General features: G+C 69.8%; 18 protein-coding genes. 3 read left to right on the plus strand and 15 right to left on the minus strand.

What is annotated here, in order from left to right:
- Entirely contained in the window at positions 1-942 is a 942-nt protein-coding gene (locus B840_RS06680; RefSeq protein WP_042621507.1) for an aspartate carbamoyltransferase catalytic subunit, read from the minus strand.
- Positions 942-1526 (minus strand): bifunctional pyr operon transcriptional regulator/uracil phosphoribosyltransferase PyrR, encoded by a 585-nt coding sequence (pyrR, locus tag B840_RS06685; RefSeq protein ID WP_042621508.1) that lies wholly within the window; start codon positions 1524-1526, stop codon positions 942-944. Before pyrR ends, B840_RS06680 begins: the two co-directional genes overlap by 1 nt.
- Positions 1527-1684: 158 nt before the next feature.
- On the opposite strand from pyrR, the gene B840_RS06690 reads away from it, so the two are divergent.
- From B840_RS06690 to B840_RS06700, 3 genes are read left to right on the plus strand one after another with little or no spacing between them, the layout of a single operon-like run.
- Positions 1685-3091: a TIGR01777 family oxidoreductase gene (locus B840_RS06690; protein WP_042621509.1), complete on the plus strand. Its 1407-nt coding sequence runs from the start codon at positions 1685-1687 to the stop codon at positions 3089-3091.
- 59 nt (positions 3092-3150) lie between these two features.
- On the plus strand, positions 3151-3591 hold the full coding sequence (locus tag B840_RS06695; protein ID WP_244878193.1) for a YbjN domain-containing protein: 441 nt from the start codon (positions 3151-3153) through the stop codon (positions 3589-3591).
- Positions 3584-4051 (plus strand): YbjN domain-containing protein, encoded by a 468-nt coding sequence (locus tag B840_RS06700; RefSeq protein ID WP_042621510.1) that lies wholly within the window; start codon positions 3584-3586, stop codon positions 4049-4051. The genes B840_RS06695 and B840_RS06700 overlap by 8 nt, the downstream gene beginning before the upstream one ends.
- On the opposite strand, the gene B840_RS06705 is transcribed toward B840_RS06700, so the two are convergent.
- The 13 genes from B840_RS06705 to alaS form a co-directional block, all read right to left on the minus strand.
- Positions 4052-4903 (minus strand): PPK2 family polyphosphate kinase, encoded by an 852-nt coding sequence (locus B840_RS06705; protein WP_042621511.1) that lies wholly within the window; start codon positions 4901-4903, stop codon positions 4052-4054.
- Positions 4904-4930: 27 nt separating this feature from the next.
- Positions 4931-5572: a transcription antitermination factor NusB gene (gene nusB / locus B840_RS06710; protein ID WP_084602837.1), complete on the minus strand. Its 642-nt coding sequence runs from the start codon at positions 5570-5572 to the stop codon at positions 4931-4933.
- Between the two features lie 12 nt (positions 5573-5584).
- Entirely contained in the window at positions 5585-6148 is a 564-nt protein-coding gene (efp, locus tag B840_RS06715) for an elongation factor P (RefSeq protein ID WP_042621512.1), read from the minus strand.
- 48 nt (positions 6149-6196) lie between these two features.
- Positions 6197-7288, minus strand: a complete 1092-nt coding sequence (locus B840_RS06720; RefSeq protein ID WP_042621513.1) for an aminopeptidase P family protein — start codon at positions 7286-7288, stop codon at positions 6197-6199.
- 52 nt (positions 7289-7340) lie between these two features.
- Positions 7341-7775, minus strand: a complete 435-nt coding sequence (aroQ, locus tag B840_RS06725) for a type II 3-dehydroquinate dehydratase (RefSeq protein ID WP_042621514.1) — start codon at positions 7773-7775, stop codon at positions 7341-7343.
- A complete protein-coding gene (gene aroB / locus B840_RS06730) occupies positions 7775-8809 on the minus strand; it encodes a 3-dehydroquinate synthase (RefSeq protein WP_042622583.1) in 1035 nt (344 codons plus the stop codon). Before aroB ends, aroQ begins: the two co-directional genes overlap by 1 nt.
- A gap of 66 nt (positions 8810-8875) precedes the next feature.
- Positions 8876-9424: a shikimate kinase gene (locus tag B840_RS06735; protein WP_229676631.1), complete on the minus strand. Its 549-nt coding sequence runs from the start codon at positions 9422-9424 to the stop codon at positions 8876-8878.
- Complete coding sequence (gene aroC / locus B840_RS06740) at positions 9425-10645, minus strand: chorismate synthase (protein WP_042621515.1); 1221 nt, start codon at positions 10643-10645, stop codon at positions 9425-9427.
- Positions 10646-10657: 12 nt separating this feature from the next.
- Positions 10658-11116 (minus strand): prepilin peptidase, encoded by a 459-nt coding sequence (locus B840_RS06745; protein ID WP_052491115.1) that lies wholly within the window; start codon positions 11114-11116, stop codon positions 10658-10660.
- A 10-nt stretch (positions 11117-11126) separates the two neighbouring features.
- A complete protein-coding gene (locus B840_RS06750; protein ID WP_229676632.1) occupies positions 11127-11969 on the minus strand; it encodes a shikimate dehydrogenase in 843 nt (280 codons plus the stop codon).
- Entirely contained in the window at positions 11966-13123 is a 1158-nt protein-coding gene (gene mltG, locus B840_RS06755) for an endolytic transglycosylase MltG (protein WP_084603082.1), read from the minus strand. The genes B840_RS06750 and mltG overlap by 4 nt, the downstream gene beginning before the upstream one ends.
- 65 nt (positions 13124-13188) lie before the next feature.
- Positions 13189-13698, minus strand: a complete 510-nt coding sequence (gene ruvX / locus B840_RS06760; RefSeq protein ID WP_042621516.1) for a Holliday junction resolvase RuvX — start codon at positions 13696-13698, stop codon at positions 13189-13191.
- 145 nt (positions 13699-13843) lie between these two features.
- Positions 13844-16510 (minus strand): alanine--tRNA ligase, encoded by a 2667-nt coding sequence (gene alaS / locus B840_RS06765; RefSeq protein ID WP_042621517.1) that lies wholly within the window; start codon positions 16508-16510, stop codon positions 13844-13846.
- Positions 16511-16531 lie beyond the last annotated feature (21 nt).

Raw genomic sequence — 16531 nt, forward strand, 5'->3', positions numbered from 1 at the left:
CTAGATTCCGGGTGCGCCGTCGGCGGCGAGCAGGGTGAACAGGACGGCCATGCGCAGGTGGACACCGTTGTTGACCTGCTGGAGCACGGCCGCGTTGCCGTAGTCGGCGACGGCGTGGTTGATCTCCATGCCGCGGAGCATCGGGCCGGGGTGCATGATGATCGCCCCGTCCTTCATCTTCGCGGCGCGGGCCTTGGACAGGCCGAAGAACGTGGCGTACTCGCGGTGGGAGGGGAAGAACCCGCCCTGCATGCGCTCGGCCTGGACGCGCAGCATCATGACCACGTCGGCGTCCGGGATCTCGGCGTCGAAATCCTCGGCCACGCGCACGGGCCAGTTCTCCACGCCCGTGGGCAGGAGGGTCTGCGGCGCGACGAGCACGACCTCGGCGCCGAGCGTGGACAGCAGATCCACGTTCGAGCGCACGACGCGCGAGTGCAGGATGTCGCCGACGATGAGGACCTTGCGTCCCGCCACGTCGCCGAGGCGCTGGCGGATGGTGACGGCGTCGAGCAGCGCCTGGGTGGGGTGCTGGTGGAAACCGTCGCCGGCGTTGATCACCGACGGGCCCACGCCGCCCGGGGCGACCCAGTCGGCGACGAGCTGCGCGGCGCCCGAGGAGGGGTGGCGCATGATGATGGCGTCCGCGCCGATCGCGGCCAGGGTCAACGCGGTGTCCTTGAGGGATTCACCCTTCTTCACCGAGGAGGTGGAGGCCGAGAGGTTGATCACGTCGGCGCTCATCCACTTGCCAGCGGTCTCGAAGGATGCGCGGGTGCGGGTGGAATTCTCGTAGAAGAGGGAATAGATGGTGCGGCCGCGCAGGGTGGGCAGCTTCTTGATCTCCCTGCCCTCGAGGGCCTCGCGGAAACGGTCGGCCTCGTCCATGAGGCCCACGATCTCGTCGCGGTCCAGGTCGGCGATGGACAGCAGGTGCTTCATCAGGTGTTCTCCCGGTCATCGGGTCGGGTGAGGATGACGGCGTCGCGGCCGTCGATCGCCTCGAGGAGGACGGAGACGTCCTCGGCGCGTGAGGAGGGCAGGTTCTTGCCCACGTAGTCGGCGCGGATTGGCAGCTGCCGGTGGCCGCGGTCCACCAGGACGGCGAGCTGGATGTTCTCCGGGCGGCCGATGTCGCGCAGCGCGTCCAGGGCGGCGCGGATGGTGCGCCCGGAGAACAGCACGTCGTCCACCAGCACCACCGTCGCGCCGTCGATGCCGCCGGAGGGGATGGTGGTGGGCTTGAGCGCGCGGTGCGGCTTGTTGCGCAGGTCGTCCCGGTAGAGGGTGATGTCGAGAGCACCGACGGGCACCGCCACGCCGGAGAATTCCTCGATCTTCGCTGCCAGCCGTTCGGCCAGGGGCACTCCCCCCGAAGGAATGCCCAGCAGCATGATGGTCGCGGCGTCCGGGGAATCCAGCGCCGTTTTCTCGATGATCTGGTGCGCGATGCGTGCGACGGTACGCGCGACGTCGTCGGAGCCGAGCAGCTCCACGGTCGTTGCGGCGTCTGTGCGTTCACTCATCGTGACCTCCTTCCCCGCCTCTCTGTGCGGTCTTTAAAGGATGTCGGACAAAGACGAACAGTGTCCTGTTGATGTCTATGATTGAAGACTGGTGATGATCCTAGCACCTGCCAACCGCAGAGGGTTGCGCACACCGACGATGAGAGGGATACCCACCCGTGAGCCTGACCACAAGTCACGTCGTACCTGCGCCCCGCGAGTTCGTGTGGGACTGGCACACCCGCCCCGGCGCCCTGACCAGGCTCACTCCCCCCTTCGCGCCGATCACGCCGGTCACCCAGGCAGACAAGCTCTCCGACGGCACGACGATCCTCGCCCTCCCCGCCGGCCTGAAGTGGGTCGCGCGCCACGACCTGTCGAATTACCGCCGCGGCCACCGCTTCACGGACGTGTGCACCTCCGCGCCGATCAAGCTGCTGGCCAACTGGCGCCACGTCCACGAGTTCGCCGACCACCCCGACGGCACCCTGGTCACCGACTCGGTGACCACCCGCGTCCCCGGCGCCGCGCTGAAATCCATGTTCGCCTACCGCCAGCAGCAGCTGATCAACGACATCGCCTTCCTCGACCGGATCGCCCACCTGCAGCCGGAGCAGCCGCTGACCGTGGCGGTCACCGGCTCCCGCGGGCTCGTCGGCCGCGCGTTGAGCGCCCAGCTGACCACCGCCGGCCACGAGGTCATCCAGCTGGTCCGCAAGAACCCCAAGCCCGGCCAGCGGGAATGGGACCCCTTCAGCCCCGATCCAGACCTGCTCGACGGGGTCGACGTGCTCGTCCACCTGGCCGGCGAGCCGATCTACGGGCGCTTCAGCGGCAACCACAAGCAGGCCATCCGCGATTCCCGCGTGGAGCCCACCCGCCGCCTGGCCCGCCTGGTCGCCGAAACCCCCGGTGTGAGCACCATGATCTCCGCCTCCGCGGTCGGCTACTACGGCTCCGACCGCGGCGAGGAGGAACTGACCGAGTCCTCGCAGCGCGGGGAGGGGTTCCTCGCCGACGTCGTCGCCGACTGGGAGTCCGCCACCGCGCCCGCATCCGACGCCGGCAAGCGGGTCATCCAGCTGCGGATCGGCGCGGTGGTCTCCGGGCGCGGCGGCCTCCTGCCCGTGCTCAAGGCCCTGTTCTCCACGGGCCTGGGCGGCAGCTTCGGCGACGGCAACTTCTGGTTCTCCTGGATCAGTCTCGACGACCTCACCGACATCATCGTCCGCGGCGCGCTCGACCCCGACTGGTCCGGCCCCGTCAACGCCGTGTCCCCGAATCCCGTGCTCAACCGCGAGCTGACCGCCGCGCTGAGCACCCAGCTGCACCGCCCCGCCATCATCCCCATCCCCACCCTGGGCCCGGCGATCCTGCTAGGCAAGGAGGGCGCCCAGGAGCTCGCGCTGGCGGACCAGCGCGTCATCCCGCGGGTGCTCATCGACGCCGCCCACGCCTTCCGCTACCCCACCCTCGACCGCGCACTCGCGCACGAGCTCGGCGGGGAGGAACTGTACGACAAGGCCCCCGAACTGGAGGCGCCTGACTCCGGGGACGGACCCGCCCCGCTAGGGTGGTCCAGGTGACGACAGCACCAAGATCCCCCATCCCCGACACCGAAGTGTCCCCCGCTACCCCGCAGCGCGTGGCAGAGCTCCTCGACGCCGAGGGCCTGCAGTACCGCATGGAGTCCGCCCCTGCTGGCCCGGACGAGCAGTCCGCCACCGTCGTGCGCACGGGTTTCATCAACGCCGCCATCGCCCTGAGCTTCGACCGCGGCCACCTCATCTGCGACTCCATGTGGCGCGGCGAGGTGCCCAAGTCCGAGGCCCCCCGGGTCCTCGGCGCGGTCAACGAGTGGAACCAGACCCAGTACATGCCCGCCCTGCGGTTCTTCGAGAACTCCGCGGGCGAGGGCCACCTGACCATCAGCGCCCACCGGCAGCTCAACGTCGAGCACGGCCTGAGCCGCAACCAGATCGGCGCATTCGTCATGTCCAGCCTCGACGGGGTGCTCCGCGCCTACGAGTGGATCGAAGGCCAGTTCCCCGACCTGGTCACCTGGGAGGAGAACACCCATGAGTAACACTGAACTGTCCGCCGTCACCATCGACCGTCTCGTCGACGCCATGAAGGGTTTCGACGTCGAGCTCGAGCGCGTGGGCGACAACGACGTGGCCACCGCCAACCTCAACGACCTGCCGGTCACCTTCGCGGTCCTGGGTTCGGTGTTCATCGTCCGCGCCGACTCGGTTACCGATCAGACGCTCGCCGACAACGATCCCACCCTCTACCTCGCGGCGAACCAGGTCAACTCCGTGAGCTTCGGCGCCCGTGCGACGATCGTCGACCGGGCCGAGAACCTCATCGTCCGCACCGAGCGCGACGTGGCCATCGCCGCGGGCATGAACGACGAGCAGCTGGGCGCCTCCCTGCGCTCCGCCGTCGACGCCGTGCTCTCCACCCAGGACGCCGTGAAGGCGGCCGCCGACGACCTCGCCGAGCTGCGTGCCCAGGTGGAGCAGGAACTCGAAGAACAGGCCTGATCAGGCCTTGCGCGCGCGCTCCAGTTCGGCTTCCACGTCGAAGTCAGCCTCGGGCCACTCCAGGTCCATGGAGCGCAGCGCGTCGAGGACGAGGTATTTCACCGCCATCCGGGCGTACTTCTTCCGGTCGCCCGGGATGCAGTACCAGGGGGCGGAATCGGTCGAGGTGCGCCGCAGAGCAGTCTCGTAGGCCTCCATGTATTCGACCCAGTGCTCGCGCTCGTCGAGGTCGCCGGGGTTGTACTTCCAGTACTTCTCGGGATCCTCGAGTCGCTCGAGGAGATTCTCCTTCTGGAAATCCTTCGAGATGTGCAGCATCACCTTGATGATCCTGATGCCCCGGTTGGCCATGTCGCGCTCGAACTCGACGATGGCCCCGTAGCGGCGTTCGATCTCCTCCGCCGGCGCCATCTGGTGCACCCGCTGGATGAGCACGTCCTCATAGTGGGAGCGGTCGAAGATCGCGATCTGGCCGACCGCCGGCTCATGCGGGCGGATACGCCAGAGGAAGTCGTGGGAGCGCTCCTCGGGGGTGGGTTTGCCGAACGTGGCGATCTCCAGCAACTCCGGGTCGAAGGCCTGGAACACGTTGCGGACCACGCCGCCTTTTCCTGCCGTGTCCATGCCCTGCAGGACCAACAGGAGGCCACCCGTTCCCGGTGTTTCCGCCCTGGCGTTCGCGTACAGCTTCGACTGGAGTTCATCGAGTTCGTCGTCGTGCTCGTGGAACTCCGTCTCCCAGTCCTCCTTGTCCCACTCGAACCCGGGTGTGGAGGTGGGGTCGACGTCGGCGATCCGGAAATCCGGCCCGACGCGGTGGCTGAGTGCCTCTTCCATCGAAAATTCGTCCATGCCCCCGATGGTAGCGGCATCCGGCGTCTACGCGTCGGCGGAATCCGGCTTCCGGACCGGGCCGGGGCCGGGATCCGCGGCGCTGGCGTGGCGCGGCTCCGCGTCGACTCCGGGGTCCTCCGGCGCGAACTGCGGATCGGCGTCGGCGTCCGAGATCTCTTCGACGATCTCGTCCGCGGCCTGATCGCGGAACGGGTTGTCCGCCGCGTTCTCCTGCACGACATCGTCGAGCACGGCGTGGATGTAGGGCGCCGCGACGTCGTTGCCGTACTGGCTGGCCAGCTCCACTCCCTCGACGATGGCGGTGGCGCCGTCGACCTCGGGGTTGTAGAGGATCTCCCACACGCCGACGCGCAGAATGGCGCGGTCGACGGCGGGCAGGCGGTTCAGCTCCCACGTGTCGGAGAGGTAGCGCGCGATGGCGTCATCGATCGTGTCGAGCTGCTCGGCGGCGCCGACGACGATCTGCCGGGTGTAGTCGGCGACGGGTGCCACGGCATTGTCGGGGTCGCGGGAGAGCGAGATGCGGTCCTCCACGACGGCGACGGGGTCGATGTCGCGGGCCTCCGCCTCGAACAGGATGTCTACGGCGCGCCGACGGGCGCGGTAACGGGCTCCGTGACGGCGCCAGTTGCGCTCGTCGGTGGTCGCCTCAGGTGTGTCGGTCACGTGTGATGTGTCCTAGTTGGTGACGCGGGAGAGGTAATCGCCGGTGCGGGTGTCCACCTTGATGACGTTGCCGGTCTCCAGGAACAGCGGAACCTGGATCTCGGTGCCGGTCTCGACGGTGGCCGGCTTGCTGCCGCCGGTGGAACGGTCGCCCTGCAGGCCGGGCTCGGTGTGGGTGATCTCCAGGTCGACGGAGACCGGCAGCTCGCCGAAGAGTGCCTCGCCCTCGTGGAAGGAGACCTGGACGCGCATGTTCTCCTTGAGGAAGCGGGCGGCGTCGCCGAACTTGTCCTCGGGGAGTTCGTACTGCTCGTAGGTCTTCTCGTCCATGACGACGTAGGAGGTGCCGTCGTTGTACAGGTAGGTCATGTCGCGGCGGTCCACGGTGGCGGTCTCGACCTTGACGCCGGCGTTGAATGTCTTGTCCAGCGTCTTGCCGGAGAGGACCTCCTTGAGCTTGGTGCGCACGAACGCGGGCCCCTTACCCGGCTTGACGTGCTGGAACTCGATGATCTGAGCCAGCTTGCCGTCGACCTTGAGCACAAGGCCGTTCTTGAAATCGGCGGTAGAAGCCACGGAGTCTCTCCCTCGTTGTGGTGATCCTGAATAACAGACCTAACCAGACTACACTACGCGCAATTCCTTACTGGTGGGCGTGATGATGCGGGCCGGCCCCTGGGTGATCAGGATGGTGTCCTCGATGCGGACCCCGCCGCGCCCGGGCACGTAGATGCCGGGTTCGATGGTCAGGGTCATGTGCTCGGCGAGGACCCCCTCAGCGGTCTGGGACGCGGAGGGGCCCTCGTGGAGCTCCACCCCGATGCCGTGGCCGGTGGAGTGGACGAAGAACTCGCCGTAACCCGCGTCCTCGATGACGGAGCGGGCGGCGGCGTCGACGTCGACGAGCGGGGTTCCCGGGGTGGCGGCCTCGACGCCGGCCAGCTGGGCGCGCAGGACGATGTCGTAGATCTCCCGGGTGAAGTCGTCGGCCTCGCCCATGGCGACGGTGCGGGTCATGTCCGAGTTGAAGCCGCGGGAGTGTGCCCCGAAATCGAGGATGACCAGGTCGCCGCGGTGGATGATGCGGTCGCCGGCGGTGTGGTGCGGCTTTGCGGAGTTGGGTCCCGAGGCGACGATGGTGTCGAAGCTGGGCCGCATCGCGCCGAGCCGGCGCATCCGGTACTCCAGGTCGGCGGCGACGTCGCGTTCGCTGCGCCCGACCGCCAGTTCGCCGCCGGCGAGGAGATCCTCGAAGGCCTGGCAGGCCAGCTCGGCGACCTCGGTGAGCCGGATGCGCTCGGTGTTGTCCTTGACCAGCCGCAGCTCCTCGATGACGCCGGTGACGGGCACCAGGGTGACGTCCTCGGCGCAGACCTCCTTGAGGCGCTCCAGCTCCGCGACGGAGACGTACTCCGCCTCGAAGCCGACGCGGCGGGGCCCGGTGACGCGCCGCAGGAGCTCGCGCGCGGACTGGCGCTCGATGACGGCGGGGATGTCCGAGACCTCCTCGGCGATCTGGGTGGCGTACCGGCCGTCGGTGGAAATCTCCGCGGTGAGGTCCTTGGACAGGACCAACGCCCCCTGGGATCCGGAGAAGCCCGACAGGTAGCGCACGTGGAGGAGGTTGGTCACCAGCATCTCGTCGATGCGCATCCCGGCCAGCCGCGCGGAGAGTGCGCGTCGTCGGGTGAGGAATCGGGTGTCCGCGTATGCCATGTGGCCCTCCAACTGGGATCGTGTGTGATTCTCCACAACCTTAGCGGCCTGCTCAGCCCCGCGCGGCGAACCAGTCCAACGCCAGCAGATATCCGTGCGCGCCGAGCCCGGCGATCACGCCCGCGGCGATGGCGGAGAGGTACGAATGGCCGCGGAAGTCCTCGCGGGCGTGCACGTTGGAGATGTGCACCTCGATGAAGCCGGGGCCGTCGGACACCTCGGCCAGCGCGTCGCGCAGCGCCACGGAGGTGTGGGTGAAGCCGCCGGGGTTGATGATCACCGGCCAACCTTCGTCGGCGGCCTCGTGCGCCCAGTCGATGAGGTCGCCCTCGTGGTTGGACTGGCGGCACTCCACGTCGACGCCGAGCCCCTCGGCGCGCACGTCGATGAGCTTCTCGACGTCGCGCAGCGTCGTCGTCCCGTAGACCTCCGGCTGGCGCCGGCCCAAGCGGTTGAGGTTGGGCCCGTTGAGGACGAGGACCTTCATCAGTTCCCCCCGGAGACCGCGGCGTAGGCTGCGCGCAGCTCGTCGAGCGAGGGGCCCTCGAGACGGGTGGTCTCCCCCGCCCCGGTGAGCGCCACAAAACGGATGTTTCCGTCGCGGTTCTTCTTGTCCCTGGTCATCGCCGGGTGGAGCTCGTCGAAGAGGCCGGCCGGGTAGGTGGTGGGCAGCCCGACGGAGGTGAGGATCCGCTCGTGGCGGGCGACCAGGTCGGCGTCGATGAGCCCGCGGGCGGCGGCCAGATGCGCGATGAACATCATGCCCACGGCGACGGCGTTGCCGTGGCGCCAGCGGTAGTTCTCGCGCAGCTCCACGGCGTGGCCGAAGGTGTGGCCGTAGTTGAGGATCTCGCGCAGGCCGGACTCCTTGAGGTCCTGGCCGACGACGTTGGCCTTCACGGTGACGGAGCGGGCGATGAGCTCGGGGAGGTGCCCGTCGGCGCGCAGGCAGGCGGCCGGGTCCTCCTCGTAGCGCTCGAGGATGACGGGGTCGGCGATGAAGCCGGTCTTGATGATCTCCGCGGAACCGGCGACGATCTCCTCGCGCGGCAGGGTGGCCAGGCGGTCGAGGTCGATGAACACGGCGGTGGGCTCGTGGAAGGCGCCGACGAGGTTCTTGCCGGCGGCGGTGTTGATGCCGGTCTTGCCGCCGACGGCCGCGTCGACCATGGCCAGCAGCGTGGTGGGCACCTGGATGACCCTGATGCCGCGCATCCAGGCCGCCGCGACGAATCCGGCGAGGTCGGTGACCGCGCCGCCGCCGAGTCCGACGATCACGTCCCGGCGCCCGAAGGTCTCCTCGCCGAGCCGGTCCCACAGGGCGCCCGCGACGTCGAGGGTCTTGCCCGCCTCAGCGTCGGGCACCGGGGCGAGCACCACCTCGAGCCCGCGGGCCGCCAGTGCGGCCCCGAGCTTCTCGGCCGGATCGACCAGGGTCGGCTGGTGGATGACCATGACCTTGGCGGCGCCGGTGCCGGCGGCGCACTCGGCGACCGCCTCATCGAGGTGGTGGTCGATCATGACCTGGTACGGGGCGGGGCCGTTGACCGGAATCGTCGTCACGGGAGGGTTCCTTTACGCGGGTGGCTAGAGGGTGTCCAGGAAGCCGAGGATGTCGGCGACGGACTGCTGGGGGGCGCGGCCGTCGGTACGCACCCGGAACGCCGCCACCTCATGGTAGAGCGGGGCGCGCTCCTCCAGGAGGCGGCGGTAGTGGGCGGCCGGGTCATCGGCGGCGAGGACCGGACGGGAGGATTCGTTCGCCGTCCGGCGCACGCCCTCCTCGGCGGAGACGTCGATCCACACCACGCAGTGCTCGCTGAGCAGCTGCCGGGTGGAGTCCGTGAGCACGGCCCCGCCGCCGAGGCTGACGACGCCGCCGGTGCCCAGCGCCTGCTGCACGTGGCGCGCCTCGAGCTCGCGGAAGGCGGGCTCGCCTAGCTCGCTGAACACCTCTCCGCAGGATTTCCCGGCCTCCTCCTCGATGAGCTGGTCGGAGTCGACCAGCGGGAGGGACAGGGCGCGGGCCAGGCGGCGGCCGATGGTCGACTTCCCGGCTCCGGGAGGGCCGACGAGCACGACCTTGGGCCGATTGTGGCACACGCTGTGGTGCATCTCCGGCTCGGGGCTGCTCATCTACGCCTCCCCGGCATCCTGGAACCGCAGCCGCTGCGCGACGTACTCGTTGTACGAGTCGATGTTGCGGCGCGTCTCCGCGACGGAGTCGCCGCCGAACTTCTCCAGCACGGCACGCGCCAGGACGAGCGCGACCATGGCCTCGGCGACGACGCCCGCGGCGGGGACGGCGCAGACGTCGGAACGCTGGTGGATGCCGGTGGCGGCGGAACCGTCGGACATGTCGACGGTCTTCAGGGCGCGCGGCACGGTCGAGATCGGCTTCATCGCGGCCCGGACGCGGAGCGTCTGGCCGTTGGTCATGCCGCCCTCGACGCCGCCCGCGCGGTTGCTGAGCCGGTCGACGCCGTCCCCGGTGCGCACCATCTCGTCGTGCGCCTCGCTGCCGCGGCGGCGGGCCTCCTCGAAGCCGTCGCCGATCTCCACGCCCTTGATCGCCTGGATGCCCATGAGGGCGGCGGCGAGCTGCGCGTCGAGCCGGTCATCGCCGGACACGTGCGACCCCAGGCCGATGGGCAGCCCCTCGACGACGACCTCGACGACGCCGCCGAGGGTGTCGCCGGCCTTCTTCGCGGCCTCGATCTCGGCGACCATGGCGGCTTCGGCCTCCTTGTCGAAGGCGCGCACCGGCGACTCGTCGATGGCCGGCAGGTCCGGGAAGGTGGGCTCCGGGCCGGTGTAGGGCTCGGAACGGCCGATGGAGATGACGTGGGAGAGCACCTCGACGCCGAGGACCTCGCGCAGGAAGCTGCGGGCGACGGCGGCTGCGGCGACCCGGGCCGCGGTCTCGCGCGCCGAGGAACGCTCGAGGATCGGGCGGGCCTCGTCCTGGTTGTACTTGACCATGCCGGCGAAGTCGGCGTGGCCGGGACGCGGGCGGGTGAGCTTGGCGCCGCGCCCGGAACTCATCGCGGCGGCGACCTCCTCGTCGCCCATGTCGACCGGGTCGGCGGACATGATGGTCGTCCATTTCGGCCACTCGGAGTTGCCGATCATGATGGCGATCGGGCTGCCGAGGGTCTTCCCGTGCCGGATGCCGGTGAGCAGGGTCAGCTCATCGGCCTCAAACTTCATGCGGGCGCCGCGGCCGTAGCCGAGGCGGCGGCGCGCGAGCTGCTCGGAGATCTCTTCCCGGGTCACGGAGACGCCGGCGGGCATGTGTTCGACCAGGGCAATCAGCGCCTGACCGTGGGATTCCCCTGCTGTGGTCCATCGAAGCATGCGGTCATTGTCTCATGGGAGGCCCACGGCCGGCGCTAAGGCTCCCCGCCAGGTGTCGAAGACGACCACCGACAGGGCCCCCACCAGCATCGACGGCCCGTGCGGCACCGCCTTCCCCCGCGCGAGGACGCCCCGCGCGGCCGTCACCGCGCCCGCCGTCGCTGCCGCAGCGAAGACCCCGGCGCCGCCGCCGGCGGCGGCTGCGACCACCCCGAGGCTGAGTGCGAGCTTGACGTCGCCGCCGCCGATTCCGCGGCCGAGAATTCCCCCGGCGAGGTACGCCCCGGCCCAGCCGAGGCCGCCCAGCAGGAGCGCGGGTTCCGTCAGCAGCGCACCCAGGGCGGCGCCGAGGGCCGCGGGCAGGGTGAGGTGGTCCGGGAGGCGGCGCCGTTTTTCGTCGTGCAGCACGAGCAGGCCCGCCCACCAGACGGTGACTGCGGCTGCTCCCCCGAGCAGCAGGATCCCCCACACGCGTGGGACGCTACCCCAGGGACGCCTCCAGCGCGCGGCGCATGGCCTCCCGGGGGGCGGGGCGGCCGGTGAACTGCTCGAACTGGCCGTAGGCCTGGTGGGCGAGCATGACGTGCCCGTCGACGGTGAGGTAGCCGTTGGCGGCCGCCGCGACGGTCAGCGGGGTGGGCCGGGGTTCGTAGATGACGTCGAGGACCGGGGCGTGCGCGAGATCCTGCTCGCGGCCCTCGACGGCCACGGAGGGGACGGTGGAGACGATGACGTCGGCCTGCCGGGCCGCAGCGGCCAGATCCGAGTCGAAACCGGCGAAGCGGAAGGCCACGCCCAGGGGGCTGAGCAGCGGTGCGAGCTCCGCGCTGCGGTCGGAGCGGTTGATCACCGTGATGTCGGTGACCCCCGCCTGGGCCAGCGCCCAGAGAGCGGGCCGGGCGGTGCCGCCGCCGCCGACGACGATAGCGCGGCGCGCCCGGCCGAACCGGCCGCCGAGCAGTTCCTCCAGCGCGCCGGTGATTCCGTCGCAGTCGGTGTTGTCGGCGCGCCAGCCGGACTCCGTGCGCAACAGGGTGTTGGCTGATCCGATCTGCCGGGCGCGGTCGGTGACCTCGTCCGCGAAGTCGAGGGCGGCGAACTTGGCGGGCATGGTCACCGAGAATCCGGCGAACTCCTCCCCCGCCCCGCCGACGACGGCGGGCAGCTCCTCGGCGGTGCATTCGATGCGGGTGTACTCCCAGTCGTCCATGCCCAGGGCCTCGTAACCCGCGTTGTGCAGGATCGGCGAGCGGGAGTGCTCGATCGGCGAACCGAGCACGGCCGCGCGGTGGCGGACGTCGGGCATCTCCAGGGGGTGGCTCATCGGTTGGTGTCCAGGACTCCCGATTCGAGCGCCTTGTTCACGTCCGCGAGGTGCTCCTCGAAGGTGTCGTTGAAGACGGTGGTGCCGTCGCGGTCGACGGTGACGAAGAAGAGCCAGTTGCCCTCCGCCGGGTTCTCCATCGCCTCGATCGCCTCGATGGACGCCGCCGCGATGGGGGTCTCCGGCAGCCCGTCCTTGGCGTAGGTGTTCCACGGGGTGACCTGGGCGCGGTCCTCGTCGGTGGTGGCGACCTCGACGTCGGTGAGGCCGTAGTTGACGGTGGAGTCGAACTCGAGGCGCATCGGCTCCTCGAGGCGGTTGAGGATCACGCGGGCGACCTTGTCGAAGTCGCCGGCCGGCGCCTCGCGCTCCACCAGCGAGGCCGCGGTGAGCAGCTCGTAGGGGGTCAGGCCCAGGACCCGGGCGCGCTCGACGATGCCGGTGTCCTCGTACTGCTTCGCGGATCGGGTGACCAGGTCGGTGATGATCTCCTCGGCGTCGAGCTCCGGGTTGACCACGTACTGGCCGGGGACGATGAGCCCCTCGAGGCGCTTGGGGTCGTCGCCGCGCGCGGCGACGGCCTCGAGGGCCCACTCCGGCACGCCGAGGTCGACGGGGTCGGCGGTGGCGCCGGCCCGCTGCAGATCCTGGAAACTGACGCAGTTGGTGGAACCCTCGGTGCAGGTGACCTGCGAAATCTGGGTGTACACGCCGGGGCGGTTGGTGCCGCCGACGACCCGGACATCCATGAGGGTGGAACCGCCGTGGATGTCCAGGAGTTCCACCCGGTTGGCCGGATCCAGGAGGGCGTCGACCGCGGCGGCGGCGCTCATCTCGCCCTGCAGGCGGTAGAAGCCGGGCTGGATGTTGGCCGCGTCAGTGTTGTTGGCTGCGGCGGTCTGGAAGGCGGAGTCGGTGCGCACCACGCCGCGCTCCTCCAGCTCGGGCCCGAGCTGGGACATGGAGGAACCCTCGGGCACCTCGACGAGCTGGTAGGTGCCGTTGCCGGCGCCCTGGTAGTCGCTCTCCGCCACGGTGGGCCCCTCCCCCGAGATCTGGACGCCGATGTAGATGACCGCACCGATGATGAGGATCAGCGACGCGATGAACACAGCGAGGCCGCGCTGACGACGTTTCACGAACTTCGGCTCCATCTTCCGGCCGCCGGCGCCGCGCTGGGGAGCCGAGGGGTTCTGCGGGGGCATCTCGGACTGTGTGCTCATGGGTGCAGCTCCTGTTTGTGGGCGGCCCGGGCGTCGAGCCAGGACTGGAGGATTTCCACGGCGGCCGCCTGGTCGATGACCTTGCGACCCGCCTTCTCGGAGACCCCGGAGGCGCGCAGCGCGGCGGTGGCCGCCACGGTGGTCAGCCTTTCGTCGGCCATCCGCACCGGGAGGGGCCGGCCGGCGTTGGTCAGCCTGCGGTTGATGCGGAAGGCGATGTCCTTCGCGTGCTTCACGCTCGCCGAGCCGTTTCCTTTGAGGTCGCGGGGCAGGCCGACCACGATCTCGACGGCGTCGTACTCGTCGATGATCGCCAGCAGGCGGTCGATGTCGGCCTTGTCGCGGTCCCGCAGGCCGGTCTCCCGGGCGACGGTCTCCACGGGGGTCGCCAGCGTGGCGTCCCGGTCGGAGACCGCGACACCGATACGGACGGTGCCGACGTCGAGGCCGATGCGGCGCCCGTTACCGGGGTCGTCGGCACCCGGGGTGTCCGGGGTTACCTTCATCTTTCGTCGGTGCCCTTTCGTCGCATCAGAATGGTGCAGGGTGGTCGGCGGTGCGCTTTCAAGGTAGCGGGGATCACACCAGGTCAATGACATGACCCCCGGCGTGTCCCGGGGTTCTCTCCGGGACACGCGGCAGACCCTCCGTCTAGCGGCCGGCCAGTTCCTCGCGGACCGCGTGGAAACCGGCGTCGAGGCCGGCGGGGTTCGCGCCGGAGCCCTGCGCCATATCCGCCTTGCCGCCGCCGCGGCCGTCGACGTAACCGGACAGCAGTGTGACCAGGTCACCGGACTTCACGCCCAGCTCGACGGCCTCCTTGGTGGCGCCGACGATGAAGGGCAGCTTGTCCCCGTCGGCAGCGGCGAGCACCACGACGCCGGGCTTGCCCGCCAGGCGGCCGCGCAGGTCCGTGGCCACGGTGCGCAGGTCACCGCCGGACACGCCGTCCGGCAGGCGGTGGGTGAGAACGGTGAACTTTCCTGCCTCGACGGCCTGGTTGAGCAGCTCGCCGCCCTGGGCCGCCAGCTGCTGGCGGTGCAGGTTGGCGATCTCCTTCTCGGCCGCCTTGAGCTTCTCCGTCAACTGGGAGATGCGCTCCGGCAGCTCCTCGGTCGGGGACTTGAGGGAGGCGGCCAGGCCGGAGGCCAGCGCGGCCTCCTTGGAGAAGTGGCGGAAGGAATCCATGCCCGAGTAGGCCTCGATGCGGCGGGCGCCGGAGCCGACGGAGGACTCGCCCAGGACGGCGACGGGGCCGATCTGGGAGGAGGAGCCCACGTGGGTGCCGCCACACAGCTCGATGGAGAACGGGCCGCCGATCTCGACGACGCGGACCTCGGAGCCGTAGTTCTCACCGAACAGCGCCATGGCGCCCATCTTCTTCGCCTCCTCGAGGGAGGTCTCGATGGTGTTGACCGCCAGGTTCGAGTCCACGGCCTGGTTGGTGATCAGGGCGATCTCCTCCAGCTGGGCCGGGGTGAGCTGCTCGGTGTAGTTGAAGTCGAAGCGCAGGTAACCGGGCCGGTTGAGCGAACCCGCCTGCACGGCGGTCGGGCCGAGCACCTGGCGCAGCGCCGCGTGGACGAGGTGGGTGGCGGTGTGCGCCTGGGTGGCGCCGTGGCGCCAGTCCGGGTCGACCTCGACCTTCACGGCCTGGCCCAGGTCGAGCCCGCCGGAGAGGACCGTCGCCTTGTGCACCCACAGGCGCTTGCCGATCTTCTGCACGTCCGTGACGTCGAGCACGGTGCCGTCGGTGACGATGCGTCCGCGGTCGCCCAGCTGGCCGCCCGCCTCGGCGTACATCGGGGACACGTCGAGGATGACCTCCACGTCGTCTCCCGCGCCCGCCTGGGTGACGGAGACGCCGTCGGCGACCAGACCGATGACCCTGGCGTCCGCGGTGAGCTCGGAGAAACCGACGAACTGGGTCGGGCTGTTGTCCACCCACTCGCGGTAGACGGATTCGTCGGCGTGGCCGTGCTTCTTGGCCTTGTTGTCCGCCTTGGCCCGGGCGCGCTGCTCGCCCATGGCTGCCTCGAAGCCCGCGACGTCGACGTCGAGGCCCGCTTCGGCGGCCATCTCGAGGGTGAGGTCGATGGGGAACCCGTAGGTGTCGTGCAGGGTGAAGGCCTCCTCGCCGGAGAAGGTCTTCGCGCCGGTGTCCCGGGTCTTGGCGGCGGCCTCGTCGAAACGGTGCGTGCCGGACTCCAGGGTCTTGAGGAAGGCGCGCTCCTCGGTGACAGCCACGCGGATGATGCGCTCGCGGCTGTCGGCGATCTCCGGGTAGGACGGGGTCATGGTGTCCATGATCACCGTCATGAAACGCTCGAGCGTCTCTCCGGTGGCGCCCAGTAGGCGGGCGGAGCGCACGATGCGGCGCAGCAGGCGGCGCAGGATATAGCCGCGGCCCTCGTTCGAGGGGGTGACGCCGTCGAGGATGAGCATCATGCCGGTGCGGGAGTGGTCGGCGATGACGCGGAAACGGACGTCGGAGGCGTGCTCGGCGCCGTACTTCGCGCCGGTGACCTGCTCCGCGGTGTCGATGACCGGGCGCAGCAGGTCGGTCTCGTAGACGTTGTCCACGCCCTGGAGGATGGCGGCGACGCGCTCGACGCCCATGCCGGTGTCGATGTTCTTCTTCGGCAGGTCGCCGACGATCTCGAAGGAGTCCTTGCCGGTGCCCTCGCCGCGCTCCTTCTCCATGAAGACCAGGTTCCAGATCTCCAGGTAGCGGGTGTCGTCGACGGCCGGGCCGCCCTCCTCGCCGTGCTCGGGGCCGCGGTCGTAGTAGATCTCCGAGCAGGGGCCGCAGGGGCCGGGCACGCCCATGGACCAGTAGTTGTCGGCCATGCCCAGACGCTGGATGCGTCCGGCGGGCACGCCGATCTTCTTCTCCCAGATCTCGGCGGCCTCGTCGTCGTCGAGGTAGACGGTCACCCACAGGCGCTCCGGGTCCAGCCCGTAGCCGCCGTCGGCGAGGGAGCCGGTCAGCAGGTTCCAGGCGTGGCTGATCGCGCCTTCCTTGAAGTAGGCGCCGAAGGAGAAGTTGCCGGCCATCTGGAAGAAGGTGTTGTGGCGGGTGGTCACGCCGACCTCCTCGATGTCCAGGGTGCGCACGCACTTCTGGATGGAGGTGGCGGTGCCGTTCGGGTACGGCGGGTTCTGCTGGCCGAGGAAGTAGGGCTTGAAAGGCACCATGCCCGCGTTGACGAACAGCAGGTCCGGGTCCTCGAGGATGAGGGACGCACTGGGGACGGCCGTGTGGCCGGCCTTGACGAAGTGGTCGGTGAAACGCTCCCGGATCTCATGGGTCTGCACGGCAGTGGTCCTCGCTTCTGA

Source organism: Corynebacterium marinum DSM 44953, from assembly GCF_000835165.1.
In the GTDB taxonomy this organism is placed as follows: Bacteria; Actinomycetota; Actinomycetes; order Mycobacteriales; family Mycobacteriaceae; genus Corynebacterium; species Corynebacterium marinum.

Coding starts and splice junctions, on each gene's coding strand:
- aroB (WP_042622583.1), bottom strand. CDS start 8,809: ATGATCGACCACCACCTCGATGAGGCGGTCGCCGAGTGCGCCGCCGGC.
- B840_RS06750 (WP_229676632.1), bottom strand. CDS start 11,969: ATGAGCCACCCCCTGGAGATGCCCGACGTCCGCCACCGCGCGGCCGTG.
- B840_RS06680 (WP_042621507.1), bottom strand. CDS start 942: ATGAAGCACCTGCTGTCCATCGCCGACCTGGACCGCGACGAGATCGTG.
- aroC (WP_042621515.1), bottom strand. CDS start 10,645: ATGCTTCGATGGACCACAGCAGGGGAATCCCACGGTCAGGCGCTGATT.
- mltG (WP_084603082.1), bottom strand. CDS start 13,123: ATGGAGCCGAAGTTCGTGAAACGTCGTCAGCGCGGCCTCGCTGTGTTC.
- ruvX (WP_042621516.1), bottom strand. CDS start 13,698: ATGAAGGTAACCCCGGACACCCCGGGTGCCGACGACCCCGGTAACGGG.
- pyrR (WP_042621508.1), bottom strand. CDS start 1,526: ATGAGTGAACGCACAGACGCCGCAACGACCGTGGAGCTGCTCGGCTCC.
- B840_RS06735 (WP_229676631.1), bottom strand. CDS start 9,424: ATGAGCAGCCCCGAGCCGGAGATGCACCACAGCGTGTGCCACAATCGG.
- B840_RS06700 (WP_042621510.1), top strand. CDS start 3,584: ATGAGTAACACTGAACTGTCCGCCGTCACCATCGACCGTCTCGTCGAC.
- aroQ (WP_042621514.1), bottom strand. CDS start 7,775: ATGAAGGTCCTCGTCCTCAACGGGCCCAACCTCAACCGCTTGGGCCGG.
- B840_RS06720 (WP_042621513.1), bottom strand. CDS start 7,288: ATGGCATACGCGGACACCCGATTCCTCACCCGACGACGCGCACTCTCC.
- B840_RS06705 (WP_042621511.1), bottom strand. CDS start 4,903: ATGGACGAATTTTCGATGGAAGAGGCACTCAGCCACCGCGTCGGGCCG.